The organism is Caulobacter sp. CCUG 60055, assembly GCF_022750545.1.
In the GTDB taxonomy this organism is placed as follows: domain Bacteria; phylum Pseudomonadota; class Alphaproteobacteria; order Caulobacterales; family Caulobacteraceae; genus PUIC01.
Genome location: NZ_PUIC01000017.1, coordinates 29,273 through 46,319, shown reverse-complemented (window position 1 = coordinate 46,319; position 17,047 = coordinate 29,273). Strand labels below are relative to the sequence as shown.

The 17,047-nt window shown below is 69.3% G+C and carries 15 protein-coding genes; 6 read left to right on the top strand and 9 right to left on the bottom strand.

Annotated features, from left to right (window positions below; all coding sequences use genetic code 11):
• Window positions 1-34 precede the first annotated feature (34 nt).
• The 3 genes from C5708_RS18725 to C5708_RS18715 all read left to right on the top strand — a co-directional run bounded on the left by C5708_RS18725 (window position 35) and on the right by C5708_RS18715 (window position 4,025).
• Window positions 35-589, top strand: a complete 555-nt coding sequence (locus tag C5708_RS18725; protein ID WP_242923467.1) for a hypothetical protein — start codon at window positions 35-37, stop codon at window positions 587-589.
• Window positions 590-611: 22 nt separating this feature from the next.
• Window positions 612-1,592 (top strand): NAD regulator, encoded by a 981-nt coding sequence (locus C5708_RS18720; RefSeq protein ID WP_242923465.1) that lies wholly within the window; start codon window positions 612-614, stop codon window positions 1,590-1,592.
• 126 nt (window positions 1,593-1,718) lie between these two features.
• Window positions 1,719-4,025, top strand: a complete 2,307-nt coding sequence (locus C5708_RS18715; protein WP_242923464.1) for a TonB-dependent receptor — start codon at window positions 1,719-1,721, stop codon at window positions 4,023-4,025.
• Here the strand turns inward: C5708_RS18715 and C5708_RS18710 are convergent.
• The 3 genes from C5708_RS18710 to C5708_RS18700 all read right to left on the bottom strand — a co-directional run bounded on the left by C5708_RS18710 (window position 4,022) and on the right by C5708_RS18700 (window position 6,008).
• The gene (locus tag C5708_RS18710) at window positions 4,022-4,969 is read right to left on the bottom strand and encodes a sterol desaturase family protein (protein ID WP_242923463.1); all 948 of its coding nucleotides are present in this window, start codon (window positions 4,967-4,969) and stop codon (window positions 4,022-4,024) included. The two genes, C5708_RS18715 and C5708_RS18710, sit on opposite strands and share 4 nt — an antisense overlap.
• Window positions 4,966-5,364 carry a hypothetical protein gene (locus tag C5708_RS18705; protein WP_242923462.1) on the bottom strand — a complete coding sequence of 133 codons (399 nt, stop codon included), beginning with the start codon at window positions 5,362-5,364 and terminating at the stop codon, window positions 4,966-4,968. Before C5708_RS18705 ends, C5708_RS18710 begins: the two co-directional genes overlap by 4 nt.
• A 113-nt stretch (window positions 5,365-5,477) precedes the next feature.
• A complete protein-coding gene (locus tag C5708_RS18700; protein WP_242923461.1) occupies window positions 5,478-6,008 on the bottom strand; it encodes a porin family protein in 531 nt (176 codons plus the stop codon).
• Window positions 6,009-6,265: 257 nt separating this feature from the next.
• On the opposite strand from C5708_RS18700, the gene C5708_RS18695 reads away from it, so the two are divergent.
• Together C5708_RS18695 and C5708_RS18690 are read left to right on the top strand one after the other, a co-directional pair.
• Window positions 6,266-7,390 (top strand): beta-ketoacyl-ACP synthase III, encoded by a 1,125-nt coding sequence (locus C5708_RS18695; RefSeq protein ID WP_242923460.1) that lies wholly within the window; start codon window positions 6,266-6,268, stop codon window positions 7,388-7,390.
• Window positions 7,391-7,417: 27 nt separating this feature from the next.
• Window positions 7,418-7,885, top strand: coding sequence for a hypothetical protein (locus tag C5708_RS18690; protein ID WP_242923459.1), 468 nt, complete (start codon window positions 7,418-7,420; stop codon window positions 7,883-7,885).
• Window positions 7,886-7,904: 19 nt separating this feature from the next.
• Here C5708_RS18690 and C5708_RS18685 read toward each other — a convergent pair whose 3' ends face one another.
• The 6 genes from C5708_RS18685 to C5708_RS18660 all read right to left on the bottom strand — a co-directional run bounded on the left by C5708_RS18685 (window position 7,905) and on the right by C5708_RS18660 (window position 16,367).
• Window positions 7,905-9,089, bottom strand: a complete 1,185-nt coding sequence (locus C5708_RS18685) for a M48 family metallopeptidase (protein ID WP_242923457.1) — start codon at window positions 9,087-9,089, stop codon at window positions 7,905-7,907.
• Window positions 9,090-9,182: 93 nt separating this feature from the next.
• Complete coding sequence (gene ppdK, locus C5708_RS18680; protein WP_242923456.1) at window positions 9,183-11,867, bottom strand: pyruvate, phosphate dikinase; 2,685 nt, start codon at window positions 11,865-11,867, stop codon at window positions 9,183-9,185.
• 10 nt (window positions 11,868-11,877) lie between these two features.
• On the bottom strand, window positions 11,878-13,935 hold the full coding sequence (glyS, locus tag C5708_RS18675; RefSeq protein WP_242923454.1) for a glycine--tRNA ligase subunit beta: 2,058 nt from the start codon (window positions 13,933-13,935) through the stop codon (window positions 11,878-11,880).
• A gap of 7 nt (window positions 13,936-13,942) precedes the next feature.
• The gene (locus tag C5708_RS18670) at window positions 13,943-14,839 is read right to left on the bottom strand and encodes a glycine--tRNA ligase subunit alpha (protein ID WP_242923453.1); all 897 of its coding nucleotides are present in this window, start codon (window positions 14,837-14,839) and stop codon (window positions 13,943-13,945) included.
• Between the two features lie 87 nt (window positions 14,840-14,926).
• On the bottom strand, window positions 14,927-15,886 hold the full coding sequence (locus C5708_RS18665; protein ID WP_242923452.1) for a fasciclin domain-containing protein: 960 nt from the start codon (window positions 15,884-15,886) through the stop codon (window positions 14,927-14,929).
• 127 nt (window positions 15,887-16,013) lie between these two features.
• Window positions 16,014-16,367, bottom strand: a complete 354-nt coding sequence (locus tag C5708_RS18660) for a DMT family protein (RefSeq protein WP_242923451.1) — start codon at window positions 16,365-16,367, stop codon at window positions 16,014-16,016.
• 320 nt (window positions 16,368-16,687) lie between these two features.
• Between C5708_RS18660 and C5708_RS18655 the strand changes: the two genes are divergently transcribed.
• Window positions 16,688-17,026: a P-II family nitrogen regulator gene (locus tag C5708_RS18655; protein WP_242923450.1), complete on the top strand. Its 339-nt coding sequence runs from the start codon at window positions 16,688-16,690 to the stop codon at window positions 17,024-17,026.
• Window positions 17,027-17,047 lie beyond the last annotated feature (21 nt).

The window sequence follows — 17,047 nt, the reverse complement described above, 5'->3', positions numbered from 1 at the left end:
CACGCTAAGCTGGCGCCGAACCGAGGAGTCTCCCATGCGTTCAGCCGTCCTTCCCGGACTGGCCGTCGCCAGCCTGCTGGCCGGCTGCGGCGACAAGCCCGCCCAGCCGCCGCGCCCCCAGGCGCCAGCCCCCGCCGCGACGGTGGCCATCCCGCCCGCCCCAGCCTCGACGCTGGCCGGGCGCTACGAGGCCCTTTCGACCACGGCCGAGGCCTTCACCGGGCCGATCACCGTCGAGGGGACCGCCATCGAAAGCCGGATCGGCCTGCGCTACGAGGCCGCGCCGGTGGCCGAGGCGACGGCAAGCGACCTGGCCGACGGCGCGCAGAACTTCGCCGACCTGATGACGACGTCCAAGGCCGCCCGGGTCGAGATCCGCAAGGTCTCGCGGGAGGCCGTGCCCAAGGGCGCCCCCAACGGCGGTTTCTGCGGCGGCGGGCCGCCGACCTATCTGGCGCTGGCGCTCGACGGCGAGGGCCCGGCCAGGACGCTTCATCTCGCCGCGTTCCAGGGGGCCGACCGCCCCGGCGCCGGCAAGGCGGTCCAACTGTGCGGCGTGTTCAACTACGTCCCGCCCTCCGGCGGCTGACGCGCCAGGAGGAGGGCCGCCCTTGAACGCCTCGGTCGTCATCGGACTTTCCGCCGTGGTCGTCGCCTGCCGCGACGGCGAGGCCCTGGTGCTGACCGTCCGCCCGCAGGACGCCCAGACCCACAGGGCCTCGGCCCTGGCCGGCCTGCCGTTCGGGCCGTTCGATCCCGTGGCCGACCGCACCTTCGAGCTGGCCCTGCGCGCCTTCGTCGCCGCCCAGACCCGGTTCGAGCTGGGCTATGTCGAACAGCTCTACACCTTCGGCGACAAGGGCCGCGACGCGCCGCTGGCCGACATCGGCGCCGGCGCGGCGCGGGTGATCTCGGTCGGCTACCTGGCGCTGACGCCCCGGCCGACGGACACCTCGGCCCCGGACACCGCCTGGGCGCCCTGGTCACGCTACTTCCCCTGGGAGGATTGGCGGCGCGGCCGGCCGCGCGGCATAGACCAGGTCATCGCCCCCGCCCTGGCCGCCTGGGCCGACCGTTCGGACGAGCGCGCGGCGCGGGCCCGCGCGCTGTTCGCCCTCGACGGCCAACGCTGGAACCCCGAACGGGTGCTGGACCGCTACGAACTGCTCTACGAGGCCGGCCTCGCCCCCGAGGCCGACCGCGACCGCCGCCGCGCCCAGGGTCTCGCCGCCGAGGAGCCCGCCGCCCTGTCGGCCGCCCTCGGCGAGCCGATGATCTCCGACCACCGCCGCATCCTCGCCACCGGCCTCGGCCGCCTTCGCGGCAAGCTGCGCTATCGCCCGGTGGCGTTCGAGCTCACCCCGGCCGAGTTCACCCTGTCGGAGCTCCAGCGCGTGGTCGAATCGGTGGCCGGCGTGGCGCTGCACAAACAGAATTTCCGGCGCGGCGTCGAACGCACAGGCCTGGTCGAGGGGCTGGGCCGCCAGGATTCCGACACCGGCGGACGCCCCGCCGAACTTTTCCGCTTTCGCCGCGACGGGCCGAACACGGGGCCGGCGACCGGCCTCACCCTGCCGCTGCTGCGCGAGTAACGCCACCGTCGCAATTGCGCAAAGGAACTGTCGCGCCACTTTGCGCCGCCCGTCACAGACCACTGTTATCCGCCGAAGATCGCCCCGGCCGCTCCCACGCCGAGGGCGAAATCAGAGGGGATACTCATGTCAAAGACCCGCTTGCTCGCCAGCGCGGCGTTCGCCGCGCTCGGCCTCTGCGCCGCCCCGGCCCTGGCCGCCGAAACGGCCGCCGACGCCGCCGCGACCACCGCCGGCGCCGCCAATGTCGAGGAAATCGTCGTCTACGGCCGTGGCGAGACCCGCCAGATCCAGACCATCAAGGCCGACGACATCCAAGCCTTCACCCCCGGCACCAGCCCGATCAAGGTGCTGTCGAAGCTGCCCAGCGTGAACTTCCAGTCCGCCGACCCGTTCGGCGCCTATGAGTGGTCGGCCCGCATCTCGATCCGCGGCTTCAACCAGAACCAGCTCGGCTTCACCCTGGACGACGTGCCGCTCGGCGACATGTCCTACGGCAACTACAACGGCCTGCACATCAGCCGAGCCATCTCATCCGAGAACATCGGCCGTGTCGACCTGGCCCAGGGCACCGGCGGCCTCGACACCGCCTCGACCTCGAACCTCGGCGGCGCGGTGAAGTTCGTCTCGGTCGCCCCCGCCGAGAAGTTCGGCGTGCTGGCCGCCGTCACCGGCGGCAGCGACAACACCATCCACGCCTTCGCGCGCCTCGACACCGGCGTGCTGCAGACCGGCGGCCGCGGCTACCTGTCCTACGGCTATCAGAACGCCGACAAGTGGAAGGGCGACGGCGTCCAGAAGCAGCAGCAGGTCAACGCCAAGTTCGTCCAGCCGGTCGGCCCCGCCACCGTCACCGGCTGGATCAACTATTCCGACCGCCGCGAGAACGACTACCAGGACCTGTCGCTCGCCCTCATCAAGCGCGTCGGCTACAACCTCGACAACATCTCCAACAACTGGCCGCTGGCGGTGCAGATCGCCGACGTGGCCAACAATCGCGGCGACACCGGCGCGCCGGTGTCCAACCCGGCGGCGGGCACGGTCTATCCGGCCCCCTACACCACCGTCGACGACGTCTATTACAACGCCGCCGGCCTGCGTAAGGACACCATCGGCGGCGTCACCGTCGAGTGGCCGATCAACGAGAACCTGCGCCTCAAGGCCACCGGCTACGGCCACCACAACGAAGGCCAGGGCCTGTGGTTCACCCCCTATGTGCCCTCCCCCGGCGGCGGCCCGATCTCGCTGCGCACCACCGAGTACGAGATCAACCGCGCCGGCGTCATCGCCGCCCTGACCTACACTCTGGGCCAGCACACGCTGGAAGGCGGCTTCTGGTACGAGAACAACGACTTCAACCAGGCCCGCCGCTTCTACGGCCTGACGCGGGCCGCGCCGAACCGGTCGTCGACCTCGTTCCAGTCGAACCCCTTCGCCACCCAGTGGGAGTACGACTTCAACACCAAGACCTACCAGTTCCACCTGCAGGACACCTGGCGCATCACCGAGACGCTGAAGACCAACTTCGGCTTCAAGTCGATGAAGGTCGAGAACGAGGCGACCGGCGTCCAGGGCGCGACCATCTCGGGCTCGATCGACGTCAGCGAGGGCTTCCTGCCCCAGGTCGGGTTCAACTGGGCGGTGGGCGGCGGCGGCGAGGTGTTCGGGGACTACGCCCGCAACGCCCGCGCCTTCGTCAGCGCGGCCACGGCCGGGCCTTTCTCGACCAGCCAGGCCGGCTTCAACGCGATCAAGGACAAGCTGAAGCCCGAGACGTCCGACACCTTCGAGGTGGGCTATCGCTTCCATGCCGGCGACTTCGAGGGCGTGCTCGCCGCCTACTATGTCAGCTTCGACAACCGCCTGCTGGCGATCACCGTCGGCTCGGGCATCCAGGGCAACCCGTCGGCCCTGCAGAACGTCGGCTCGGTGACGGCCAAGGGGCTGGAGGCGGCCGGCACCTGGCGGTTCGCGCCTGACTGGTCGCTGTTCGGCTCCTACGCCTACTCGAACTCCCAATACGACGACGACACCAAGAACGGCGACGGCGTGGTGGTGGCCCCCACCGCCGGCAAGACCACGGTCGACACGCCCGACAACCTGGTCAAGGCCGAGCTGCGCTACGACAACGGCTCTTTCTTCGCCCAGGCCGGCGTCAACTACATGGGCAAGCGCTACTACACCTACCTCAACGACGCGTCGGTCAAGGCCCAGACCCTGGTCGACCTCAGCCTGGGCTACCGCATCCACGGCATGTCGCCCTGGCTCGACGGGCTGGAGGCGCAGCTCAACGTCACCAACCTGTTCGACAAGCGGTACGTGTCGACCATCGGCTCGAACGGCTTCGTCAACTCCGACCCGAACGGCGCGTTCCAGACCCTGCTGGCCGGCGCGCCGCGTCAGGCCTTCGTGACCCTGAAGAAGCAGTTCTAGACCGTCTCCGAGGCGGCGGCGGGGTCGGCTTCGGCCGGCTTCGCCGCCTTTTCCTGCATGCGGGCCCGCCAACGGGCCTTGATCATCGCCGAGGTTTGGCGCGAGCCGTCCGGGCTCCATCCCGGCGGGCCGAACAGATAGCCAAGCGCCTCGCGCGGCGAGCGGACGCGCAGCAGGTCGGCGCCGATGCCGATCCATTCGTGGAAGGCCGCCCGCAGCACGTTGAAATCGCCCAGGTTCTTGACGATGCCGTACCGGCACGGCTCGTCGTCGCGCTCGGGCTCGAAGGTGCCGAACAGCCGGTCCCAGATGATCAGGATGCCGGCGTAGTTCTTGTCGAGATAGCGCGGGTTGCGGGCGTGGTGGACGCGGTGGTGCGAGGGGGTGTTGAACACCGCCTCGATCGGCGCGGGCAGCCTGCGGATGGTCTCGGTGTGGATCCAGAACTGGTAGACGAGGCTGATCCCCTTCTCGATGGCGATCATCGCCGGCGGGAAGCCCAGGAAGGCCAGGGGCAGCCACAGCAGCCAGGTGCCGGCGACGCCGCCGGTCCAGGTCTGCCGCAGGGCGGTCGACAGGTTGTAGTGCTGCGAGGAATGGTGGTTGACGTGGCTGGCCCACCAGAAGCGCCGCTCGTGGCTGAGCCGGTGGAACCAGTAGTAGGTCAGGTCCTCCAGGAAGAAGATCGCCACCCACGCCCACGCGGCCGTCATCGGGATGTCGAACAGGCGGTGCTGGTGCGCCCACAGGGTCGCGGCGAACACCGCCCCGGCGGTCAGCACGCCGGCGACGGTGCTGCCCAGGCCCATCAGCAGGGATACGGCGGTGTCCTTGGCCTCGTAGGCGGCGCGGGCGCGGCCCAGCCGGGCCAGCACGATCTCCAGCACGATGGCTACGATGAAGAACGGCGTGGCGAGGGTCACCGGATCGAAGGCGGCCTTCATGACGCGGCCCCCTCGCCGAACGGCGAAGCGCCGTCGCCGGTCAGGAGCCGGATGCGCGGGGCGCCGGGATCGTCGAGCCGCACGGTCAGCCGGCCGGCGACGACCGGGCTGGCCGCCACCCGCGCCCAGGGCGCGGCGCGGGCGACAAAGCCGTCGCCCAGCCTGAAGATCATCAGCGCCTCGTCGCCGGAGCGCGCCACCGCCCCCGCCCCGTCGGCGGCGATCCAGGGCGTGGCGGGGCTGGCGTCCGGGAACTCGTCGGCCAGCACGCGCAGGGCGCCGGCGGCGTCGAGCTTAGGCGGCGCGCGCGAAATCCTCGCCCAGGCCGTGAAGCCGACCAGGATGGCGATGGCGGCGGCCGAGGCCAGGGTCTGAAGCAAAAACGCCCAACTCATGCGGGCTTCCTCCCAATCCTGGGAAGGGTCCGCCGGGTCGGACCAGCCCGTCAAGAAAAATGACGCGCCCGTCACCGAGCGCGCCAGTCGAACCTTCAACCAGGAACCGAAACCTAGAACTTGCGGATATAGGCCACCGACCAGACGTTGGCCGCGCCGCCGTCGTTGTAGTCGTAGCGGGTGTAGTCGCCGCGGACGCCGTTCTTCTCGTCGAACAGGTACTGGGCGCCGACGCCGTAGTTCCAGCTGTTGCCGCCGGCCACCGAGATGTTCGGCGCCTTGGCCTTGACGTCGGTGTCGCCGTAGCCGACCCGGGCGATCAGGTCGAGATTGGGGCTGACCGGCAGGAAGCCGACCCCATAGGCCGCGACCTGGCTGTTGGCCTTGGTCTTCACATTGACGCCGTTGACGCTGACCGTGTCGCCCTGCAGGCCGCCGGACAGTTCGCCCTCGACCCCGAGGTAGCGGCCGAAACGGGCGCCGAGGCGGCCGGTGACCGCGCCGTAGCTGGGCCCGTCGTTGTCCAGATAGCTGTAGCCCAGCGTACCGTAGCCGGAGATGGGCGCGAAGCTTGACTGTTGAGCGAAGGCGGGAGCCGAAACCGCGAGCGTCGCCAGGGCGGCGGCGGCGTAGATGGTCTTCATATTGATAATCCTTTACTCAATAACCCCGACATGACCCCTCAAGCAGGGGTGTTATCGACCTGAAAAACGGCGGGTCGGTGGGCGAGCAAGGGCCAGAATAAGGCGCATTTATTTCGTTGCATTGGCGCAACACCTGACTGAACGGGCTTGTGGACGGCCGTGCGCGGCATGCTATCAATCGCGGCAGTCTCATTCCGAAGAGCGGGATCGACGCCGGCCGCCGCAGGCCGCGTCGGGAATTCGCCCAAGGGCATTGCATGCAAAAAGCCGTCATCGCCGCGACGGGGCTCTACACCCCGCCCTATTCCGTTTCCAACGAAGAGCTGGTCGAGGCCTTCAACACCTATGTGGAGCGCTTCAACGCCGCCCACGCCGACGACATCGCCTCGGGCGCGGTCGAGCCGCTGCAGCCCTCGTCGCCGGAGTTCATCCTCAAGGCCTCGGGCATCAAGGCCCGCTATGTGATGAACAAGGACGGGGTGATCGACCCCGAGATCATGCGGCCGGTCATCCCCGAGCGGCCGAACGAGGAGCTGTCGATCCTGGCCGAGATGGCCGTGGCGGCGGCCCGTCAGGCGATCGAGGCCTGGGGCAAGCCCGCCAGCGAGATCGGCGCGGTGCTGTGCGCCTGTTCGAACATGCAGCGCGCCTATCCGGCCATGGCGGTCGAGATCCAGGCCGCGCTGGGGATCGAAGGCTTCGCCTTCGACATGAACGTCGCCTGCTCGTCCGCCACCTTCGGCATCAAGACCGCGGCCGACTTCATCGCCTCGGGTTCGACCAAGGCGGTGCTGATGGTCAATCCCGAGATCTGCTCGGGGCATCTGAACTTCAAGGACCGCGACAGCCACTTCATCTTCGGCGACGTGGCGACGGCGGTGATCGTCGAAGCCGCCGACCAGGCCAAGCCCGGCCAGGGCTGGGACGTGCTGGGCGCGCGGCTGAAGACGGTGTTCTCGAACAACATCCGCAACAACTTCGGCTTCCTCAACAACGCCGCGCCCGAAGGCTTCGGTCAGCCGGACAAGCTGTTCGTCCAGCAGGGCCGCAAGGTGTTCAAGGACGTGGTGCCGATGGTCAGCGACATGATCGTCGACCACGCCGGCGAGTTGGGCGTCGACCCGACCGGCCTCAAGCGCCTGTGGCTGCACCAGGCCAACATCAACATGAACGACATGATCGGCCGCAAGGTGCTGGGCCGCGAGCCCGGCCCCGACGAGAACATCATCATCCTGGACGAATACGCCAACACCTCGTCGGCCGGGTCGATCATCGCCTTCCACAAGAAGAACGACGACTTCCAGGCGGGCGAGACCGGCCTGATCTGCAGTTTCGGCGCCGGCTATTCCGCCGGCACCGTGTTCGTGCGCAAGCGGGGCTGACAGGCTTCAGGCCGTCGGGGGGCGGACATGACGCGTCGAGAACGCCGGGTGCTTATATCGACGGCGGCGGCCATTCTGGCGCTGGTCGCCGGCGGCGCGGCGGTGCTGGCCGGCGTGCGCCTGCACGAGAAGAGCGAGCATGACCGCGCCGCCCCCGCGGTCCAGCGCCATTGGGCGGTGGCGCAACGCGCCCTGGCCGCCCGCCTTTCCCAACCTGGGCCGCTGGAGTTCGGCGAAGTGTGGCGGACCAGGTCGGGGCTGATCTGCGGGGTGGTCAACGGCCGGGGCAGCTTCGGCGGCCTGACCGGCATGACCCCCTTCTATGTCCAGAGCGACAAGCCGGTTTTCGCGCTCGACGTCTCGGCGGCCGACTTCGCCCCCGGCTGGCGCGACTGCGTGGCCGACCACTGGTTCGAGATCGTCGAGGGCTCGCCCGAGGTCGGCTTCTGCGCCACCCAGGCCGGCGCGAGCCGTTGCCGAGCCGTCGGCGGCTGACCGACGGCGGCGGCCCGCCTCAGCGGCGGGCCAGATTATGCGAAGCCTTCCAGTCCATGGCCTTGCGAATGCGGCGCGCCACGGCCGGGTGGTCGTAGAACACCGTCTCCTCCAGCCATGACGGCGCGGCGGCGCGATAGGCGATGGTCTTGACCAGGGCCCGGGCCAGGCCGTCCGGCTCGTCGACGTGCTGGAGCGAGAAGGTGTCGGCGTCGGCCTCGACGCAGCGCGACAGGGTGTTGACCGCCGGCGTCGCCGCCAGCATCAGCACCGTCGCCAGGGCCGCCAGGACGGGCATGCCGGCCGGATCGTCCAGGCCGCGCACGCCCCGGGCGCCCAGCAGGCGCGCCGCGGGGCCGAACAGGCGGTCGATCAGCCAGAAGACCAGCATGGCGATCAGGCTGTAGCCCAGGGTCAGCCACACGGCGTGCAGGTGGACGTAGTGCCCCATTTCGTGACCGACCACGCCCCGCACCTCCGGGACGTCGGCTCCGCTCTGGAACATCACGTCGCTCATGGCGATGCGGGCGGTGCCGAACAGGCCCGCCACATTGGCCGTGTAGAGGTTCGACTGCTTCGATCCGTCATAGACGAAGATGCGGTCGGGCCGCACGCTGCTGGCCTTGGCGATCTCGACCACCGCCTCGCGCACCGGACCGGCCGGCGCGGGCGTGTAGCTGTTGAAGATCGGGTCGATCAGCACCGGCTGGATCAGCAGAATGAACAGGATGAACACGGCGGTCAGGCCGCCGGCCCAGGCCCACCAGACGCGCTGGGCCCGCCGGATCAAGGCGTAGAGCGCGATCAGGAACACCCCGCCGACGAAGGCGCCGATGGCCGTGGCCATGACCCCCTCGCCGAGCCACGCCGGCAGCGACTGGCTGCTGAAGCCGTAGGAGCGCTCGCGCCACCAGCGGGAATAGATGTCCCACGGCAGGGACAGCGCCCAGCTGGCCGCGAAATAGATCAGGCTCAGAATGAACGGCGTGCTGACCGGTCTCGGCCAGCGGCGCTCCAACCGGTCGCGGACGGCCGGCAACACGCCGCTGCGCAGCACCAGCGAGGCGACGACCAGGGTGACCAGACAGCCCCACAGCAGCAGCCAGTGGCCGCCCTGGGTGTAGGCCTGGGCCTTGGCGTGGGCTTCGGGCGGCAGTTGCGCCAGATAGGCGGCCGTCGCCGCCGCAGGATCAAACCGCGCCATGCGCCAAACGCCCCTCGGAGAAGGGGGACAGAACAGCCGACCTGGGCCGCCGTGTCAGGTTAAATCGCTGTCACCCGCCGCGGCGGGCGGCGTTCAACGCCGCGCGAGCGCCGCCTGGGCCGCCGCCAGCCGCGCGATCGGCACGCGGTAAGGCGAGCACGACACATAGTCGAGACCGGCCCGCTCGCAGAAGTCGATCGAGGCCGGGTCGCCGCCGTGTTCGCCGCAGATGCCGAGCTTGACGTCCGGGCGCGCCTTTCGGCCGCGCTCGACGGCGATGCGGATCAGGTCGCCGACGCCGTCCTGGTCGAGGCTGACGAAGGGGTCCTTCTCGAAGATCCCCTTCTCCAGATAGGCGCCCAGGAACTTGCCGGCGTCGTCGCGGCTGATGCCGAATGTGGTCTGGGTCAGGTCGTTGGTGCCGAACGAGAAGAACTCGGCGTTGACGGCCAGTTCGTCGGCGCGCAGGGCCGCGCGGGGCAGCTCGACCATGGTGCCGACCATGTATTCGATGGCCTGGCCTTTCTCGGCGATCACCTGCTTGGCCACCCGGTCGGTCAGTTCACGGAGGAACTTCATCTCCTCGCCCTTGGCGACGAGGGGGTGCATGATCTCCGGCACCGGCGCGGCCTTGCCCGAGGCGGCGATCTCGCAGGCGGCCTCGACGATGGCGCGGACCTGCATCTCGTAGATCTCGGGATAGGAAACCCCCAGGCGACAGCCGCGATGGCCGAGCATGGGGTTGGTTTCCTGCAGGTCCTTGGCGCGCAGCAGCAGCTTGCGGGCGTCCAGGCCGGTGGCTTTGGCGACCGCCTCGACGTCCTCTTCCGTATGCGGAAGGAATTCGTGCAGCGGCGGGTCGAGCAGGCGGATGGTGACCGGCAGGCCTTCCATGATGGTGAACAGCTCGACGAAGTCGGCGCGCTGCATCGGCAGGATCTTGGCCAGGGCGGCGCGGCGGCCGCCCTCGTCGTCGGCCAGGATCATCTCGCGCACCGCCGCGATGCGGTCGGCGTCGAAGAACATGTGCTCGGTGCGGCAAAGGCCGATGCCCTCGGCGCCGAAGCCGCGGGCGGTCTGGGCGTCCAGCGGGGTTTCGGCGTTGGCGCGGACCTTCAGTCGGCGGGCGGCGTCGGCCCAGACCATCAGGCTGGCGAAGTCGCCGGTCAGCTCCGGCTCGACCATCTTGACCGCGCCGGCCAGGATTTCGCCCTTGGAGCCGTCGATGGTGATGATGTCGCCGGCCTTGAAGGTGCGGCCGCGGGCGCGGAACTCGCCGGCCTTCGCATCGATGCGCACGTCGCCGGCGCCCGAGACGCAGGGACGGCCCATGCCGCGCGCCACCACGGCGGCGTGGCTAGTCATGCCGCCTCGGGCGGTGATGATGCCCCTGGCCGCGTGCATGCCGTGGATGTCTTCCGGGCTGGTCTCGTCACGCACCAGGATGACGGCTTCACCGGCCTGTCCCAGCCGTTCGGCCTCGTCGGCGTCGAACACCACCTTGCCGGTGGCCGCGCCGGGCGAGGCCGGCAGGCCGGCGGCGATCACGTCGCGCTGGGCCTTGGGGTCGATGGTCGGGTGCAGCAGCTGGTCCAGGGCGGCCGGCTCGACGCGCATCACCGCCTCGTCCTGGCCGATCAGCCCCTCGGCGGCCATGTCCACGGCGATCTTCAGCGCGGCCTTGGCGGTGCGCTTGCCGTTGCGGGTCTGGAGCATGTAGAGCACCCCCCGCTCCACCGTGAACTCGATGTCCTGCATGTCGCGGTAGTGCTTTTCCAGCTTCTCCACGACCGCCTTGAACTGGGCGAACACCTCGGGCATCGCCTCTTCCATCGACGGCGCCGTCTCGCCCATCTCCTCGCGCGCGGCGCGTGTGAGGTTCTGCGGCGTGCGGATGCCGGCGACCACGTCCTCGCCCTGGGCGTTGATCAGGAACTCGCCGTACAGGCGGTTCTCGCCGGTCGAGGGGTTGCGGGTGAAGGCCACGCCCGTCGCCGAGGTGTCGCCCATGTTGCCGAACACCATCGACTGGACGTTGACCGCCGTGCCCCAGCTTTCCGGGATGTCGTGCATGCGGCGATAGAACTTGGCCCGGTCGTTCATCCAGCTGGCGAACACCGCGCCGACGGCGCCCCACAGCTGGTCGGTCGGGTCCTGCGGGAACGGCCGGCCCAGCTCGCGCTCGACCGCCTGCTTGTAGTCGGCGACGACGCCTTCCCAGTCCTCGGCGCTGAGGGCGGTGTCGACCGTGACGCCCAGGCGGTCCTTATGGTCGTCGAGGATCTCCTCGAACATGTGGTGGTCGAGGTCGAGCACCACGTTCGAATACATCTGGATGAAGCGGCGATAGCTGTCGAAGGCGAAGCGCTTGTCGCCCGACAGCTTGGCCAGGCCCGCCACGGTCTCGTCGTTGAGGCCGAGGTTCAACACGGTGTCCATCATGCCCGGCATCGAGGCGCGGGCGCCCGAGCGCACCGACACCAGCAGCGGGTTGGACGGATCGCCGAAGGTCTTGCCGGCGGCCTTCTCGACCTTGGCCAGGCCGTCGCGGACCTGGGCCTCGAGGTCGGCGGGATAGCTGCGGCCGTTGGCGTAATAGTGGACGCAGGTCTCGGTGGTGATGGTGAAGCCCGGCGGCACCGGCAGGCCCAGGGCGCACATCTCGGCCAGGTTGGCGCCCTTGCCGCCCAGCAGGTTCTTCATCGACGCGTCGCCGTCGGCGCCGCCGCCTCCGAAGGAATAGACCCAACGGTTCTTGGTCAGCGTATCCGTGGTCATGTCGATGTCCTCAACCCGCAATCAGCGAGAAGTCCGCCACCCGGCCCATGGCCGCGCGGACTTCCGACAGAAGCCGCAGACGGTTTTCACGCTCCGTCTTGTCGTCGGCGTTCACTAGCACCTTGTCGAAGAACGCGTCCACGGGCCCGCGCAGCTTGGCCAACGTTGTCATCGCCCCGGCGAAATCTTCACGGGACAGAGCATCATTGACCGGGCCTGAGACGGCGTGGACGGCGTCGACGAGGGCGGCTTCTTCAGCCGGCGCGACGGGCAGGCGGATCGCCGCCCCCTCGGGCAGCGGCCCCTTCTTCTCCTCGGCCTTGAGGATGTTGGTCGCCCGCTTGTAGCCGGCCAGCAGGTTCGCCCCGTCTTCCGTATGCAGGAAGCCGTCGAGGGCCTCGACCCGGGCGACGATGCGCACCAGGTCGTCATCGCCCAGGGCGAACACGGCGTCGACCAGATCGTGGCGACGGCCCTGCTCACGCAGCAGCACCTTCAGGCGATCGGCGAAGAAGGAGAGAACCTCGTCTGGGTTGGCCTTCCCCAACGCACCGGCCGGTTGCTCGGCTCGAATACGACTGGCCACGCCGACAACGTCTCGTAGGCCGAAGCGGACCTTCTGCTCCAAGGCGATCCGGATCACGCCAAGCGCCGCGCGGCGCAGGGCGAAGGGGTCCTTCGAGCCGGTCGGCTTCTCGTCGATGGCGAAGAAGCCGGTCAGGGTGTCGAGCTTGTCGGCCAGGGCCACGGCCACCGACACCGGCGCGGTCGGCACGCTGTCGCCCGGGCCTTGCGGCTTGTAGTGGTCGCGGACGGCGTCGGCGACGGCGTCGGGCAGGCCCTCGGCGCGGGCGTAATAGCCGCCCATCAGGCCCTGCAGTTCCGGGAACTCGCCGACCATGCCGGTTCCGAGGTCGGCCTTGGCCAGCCGAGCGGCCTGGGCGGCCAGCTCCGGATCGGCGCCGACCAGGGGCGCGATCTCGCGGGCCAGGGCGACGATGCGCTCGACCCGCTGGTACATGGTGCCGAGCTTGGCGTGGAAGGTGACGCCCTTCAGCTTCTCCAACCGGCTTTCCAGCGAGTGCTTGCGGTCCTCGTCCCAGAAGAAGCGCGCGTCGCTCAGGCGGGCCGACAGCACCTTGGCGTTGCCGGCGGCGATGGTCGCCCCGCCGTCCTTGGCCTCGATATTGGCCACGGCCAGGAAGTTGGGGGCCAGCTTGCCGGTCGCCGGGTCGCGGACGGCGAAATACTTCTGGTGCGTGCGCATCGAGGTGCGGATCACCTCGGGCGGCAGGTCCAGGAAGTGCGGCTCCATGTCGCCCAGGATCGGCGTCGGCCATTCGGCGAGGCCGGCGACCTCGTCCAGCAGGCCTTCGTCCTCGACCAGCTCCAGGTCGCGGGCGAAGCACAGGGTCTTGGCCCCTTCGAGGATGCGCGCCTTGCGCTCCTCGACGTCGAGCGCCACGAAGTTGGCGGCGAGGCCCGCGGCGTAGGCGTCGAAGTCCCGGGCGCGGAACGGCCGCCCCGAGCCCATGAACCGATGGCCCTCGGTCAGGTCGCCGCTCTCGATCCCGTCGACATCGAAGGTCACGACCTCGCCGTCGAAGGCGCACAGGATGCGCTGCAGCGGGCGCACCCAGCGCAGCGTTCCCCTGCCCCACTTCATCGACTTGGGCCACGGGAAGGCCCGGATGATGGAATCGACCATCTCGGCGACGATCTGCGGCGTCGGCCGACCGGCCTTCTCGATGACGGCGAAATAGACGCCGTCGCGCTCGACCAGCTGGTCCTGGCCAAGGCCGGTCTTGCGCAGGAAGCCTTCCAGGGCCTGGGGCGGCGCGCCGACTTTTGGGCCCTTCAGCTCTTCCTTGCGGTCGTTCTGGGCGACGGGCAGGCCCTCGACCACCAGGGTCAGGCGGCGCGGACCGGCGAAGGTCTTCAGCGCCTCGGGCAGGAAGCCGGCTTCGGCCAGCCGCTCGCGCGCCATGCGCTCCAGGTCGCGCGCGGCCTGGGCCTGCATGCGCGCGGGGATTTCTTCGGAGAACAGTTCGAGGAGAAGTTGGGGCATGGCGCTCTTAGGCCGCAGAGGGTTCGCGTTGCTGGCGTTCCCACTCCTGGGCGCACAGCTTGCACAGGTCGCGGATGCGGCCGATGTAGCTTTGACGTTCGGCGACGGCGATGGCGCCGCGGGCGTCCATCAGGTTGAACAGGTGGCTGGCCTTGAGCACGTGGTCATAGGCCGGCAGCACCAGGGCCTGGCCCTGCGGTCCCTTCATGGCCAGGAAGCGCGGCACCTGGCGCTCCATGTCCTCGAACTGGCGCTTGAGCACCTCGACGTCGAAGGCCTCGAAATTGGCGGCGCTGAACTGGCGCTCGTTCTCCAGGAACACGTCGCCGTACTTCACGCCCTCGTCGTTGAAACGCAGGTCATAGACGTTGTCGACGCCCTGCACGTACATGGCCAGGCGCTCCAGGCCGTAGGTCAGTTCGCCCGCGACCGGATCGACGTCCAGGCCGCCGACCTGCTGGAAATAGGTGTACTGCGACACTTCCATGCCGTCGCACCACACTTCCCAGCCCAGGCCCCAGGCGCCGACGGTGGGGTTTTCCCAGTCGTCCTCGACGAAGCGCATGTCGTGCAGGGTCGGGTCGAGGCCGATGGCGGCCAGCGAGCCGAGGTACAGCGCCTGCATGTTCCTGGGGTTCGGCTTCAGGATCACCTGATACTGATAATAGTGCTGCAGCCGGTTGGGGTTCTCGCCGAAGCGGCCGTCGGCCGGGCGGCGCGAGGGCTGCACATAGGCCGCCTTCCACTCCTTGGGCCCGAGCGCGCGCAGCACCGTGGCCGGGTGCAGCGTCCCCGCCCCCACCTCGATGTCGTAGGGTTGCAGGATGACGCAACCCTGCCGGCTCCAGTAGTCGTGGAGCGTCAGGATCAGGTTCTGGAACGACAGCGGCTGGACGTAGGACATTCTTGTTCGCGGATGCAAAAAAGTCGGCGGACCATAGGGCCCGCCGACCTGTGCATCAAGCCGCCGAAAGCGGCGTGATCGGCCTAATCACTGCGGCTGCGGCGCGGCGGCCTCGCCCGGCGCCTCGAGGCGCGAATGCTTGCCGGCGCTGGACATGGGCTGGCCGTACCTGGCGCGGTTCTCCCGCGTGTCGGGGATCGGCGCGTTGGAGACCACGCCCGGATCGCCGTACTTCCAGCGCGCCTCGTCGCCCTGGCTGCTCATCGGCGCGGCGGCCGGCGCCACGGCGGAGGCGTCGGTCGAGCTCTGCGCGGCCGGCGTCGCCATCACCGACGGCGGCACCTTCTCGGCCGGCCCCGGCGGCGGCATCGGCGGCGGGGCGGCGTCGCCCCCCGCGGCCGGCGGATTGACCGGCCCGGCCTGGTCAGGCGCCGTCGCCGAGACGTCGACGCCCTGGGCGGTCGCAGCGAGCGCTCCGGCGCGGGCCTCGGCCAGCGCCCCAGCCGGGATCAACACCTTGTCGATCACGTAGATCTCGCCGTTGGTCGCCTTGACGTCGACCTGGGTGACGCTGGCGTCGTTGATCTTGATCGGATCGGCCGAGCCGTCGATCTGCACGTCGACGCCGGCCACGGTCTTCATCGGCCCCTTGGCGCCCTTGATCTTGGCCGCGTCCACCCGCGCGTTGATGACGTGATAGGTCAGCAGCTTCTGCAGCCGGGGCGCGTTCTCGGGCAGCATCAGCTTGTCCAGTTCGCCCGGCGGCAGCGCCTTGAACGCGGCGTCGGTGGGCGCGAGCACCGTCAGGTTCGGCTGCGACTTCAGCACCGGCGTCAGGTTGGTGGCGTCCAGCGCCTTGGTCAGGATGGTGAAGTCCCCCGAGGCCTTGAGGGTGGCCGCCAGGTCGCCCTTGGCGATCAGCGAGCCGCCGGCGGACGGCGCGGCCGGAGCCTGCGGCGCGTCCGCCTGGGCCGCCGCGTGCGCGGCCAGAGGACCGCCAAGCAACGCTGCGGCGGCCGCTGCGGTCAGAAGTCGTTGAATGTGCATCTTGGTCCTCACTCAAGTTCGGCGCGCTGTCCGCGGCCGGCCTGCCCCGCCTCCCACCGGCGGAACTACGCGCGGCGGCGGCGGCCGGTTTCGCCGCATCACGGCTTCGTGAGAACCCGCCTCATTCCTATCGATTCAGGAACACGAAGAAGGCGCCGGCGGCGATGAGCGCAAAACCCACGAGTGTGGACCACTTTATCGGCTCGCCCAGATAGAAATATGAGAACAGCACGAAGACAGCCAGGGTGATGACTTCCTGGATCGTCTTCAATTGAGCCGGACTGTAGTGATACGAGCCCAGTCTGTTTGCCGGAACCGCCAGACTGTACTCGGGCAGCGCGATCAGCCAGCTGACCAGAACGACCGCCGGCAGCGCCGCGCCGCGATGCTTGAGATGCCCGTACCAGGCGAAGGTCATGAACAGGTTCGAGCCCAGCAGCAGCAGCCACGGGGCGAGGACGGACCACGACATCGCCGGCAAACGAACCTCCAATCACACCTTTGGCCAGGGCCGAACCCCATGGGCCGCCGCCCCGCCAAGACCTCAGCACCACAGCGCCGGGAACGGCGCCAGCCTATTTTTTAGGCGCCACGCGCCGCATGCGCCCACAGAACGGGCGAGCGTCCGAAATCGCCCTCCCGGCTCGCGCCCGCCGCCTCGTAACGGGGCCGACCCCGATAGCGTTCCCTGGTCGAGCGGCGGGAACAGGATCCATCGCCCCTCGGCCGCGCGGCGACGCGTGTTGCGGCGACCATTCGGGGCGCGGGACCGGCGACGGTCGGCGAGCGGGAGCGAGGCGGATGAAACTCATCATTGCGATCGTCAAACCCTTCAAGCTGGACGACGTGCGCGAAGCGCTCGTCAAGGCCGGCGTCGAGGGGCTGACGGTCTCGGAGGTCAAGGGATACGGCCGACAGAAGGGCCAGACCGAAATCTACCGAGGCGCGGAGTACCAGGTCAATTTCGTGCCCAAGGTCAAGCTGGAGGCGGTGGTCGACGACGCGGCCGCTCCGGCGGCGGTGGAGGCGGTCAAGGCCGCGGCGGCCACCGGCAAGATCGGGGACGGCAAGATCTTCGTGCTGAGCGTCGAGGACGCCGTGCGCATCCGCACCGGCGAAACCGGCACTGCGGCGCTCTAGGGACAGGATCAAGGGGATGAC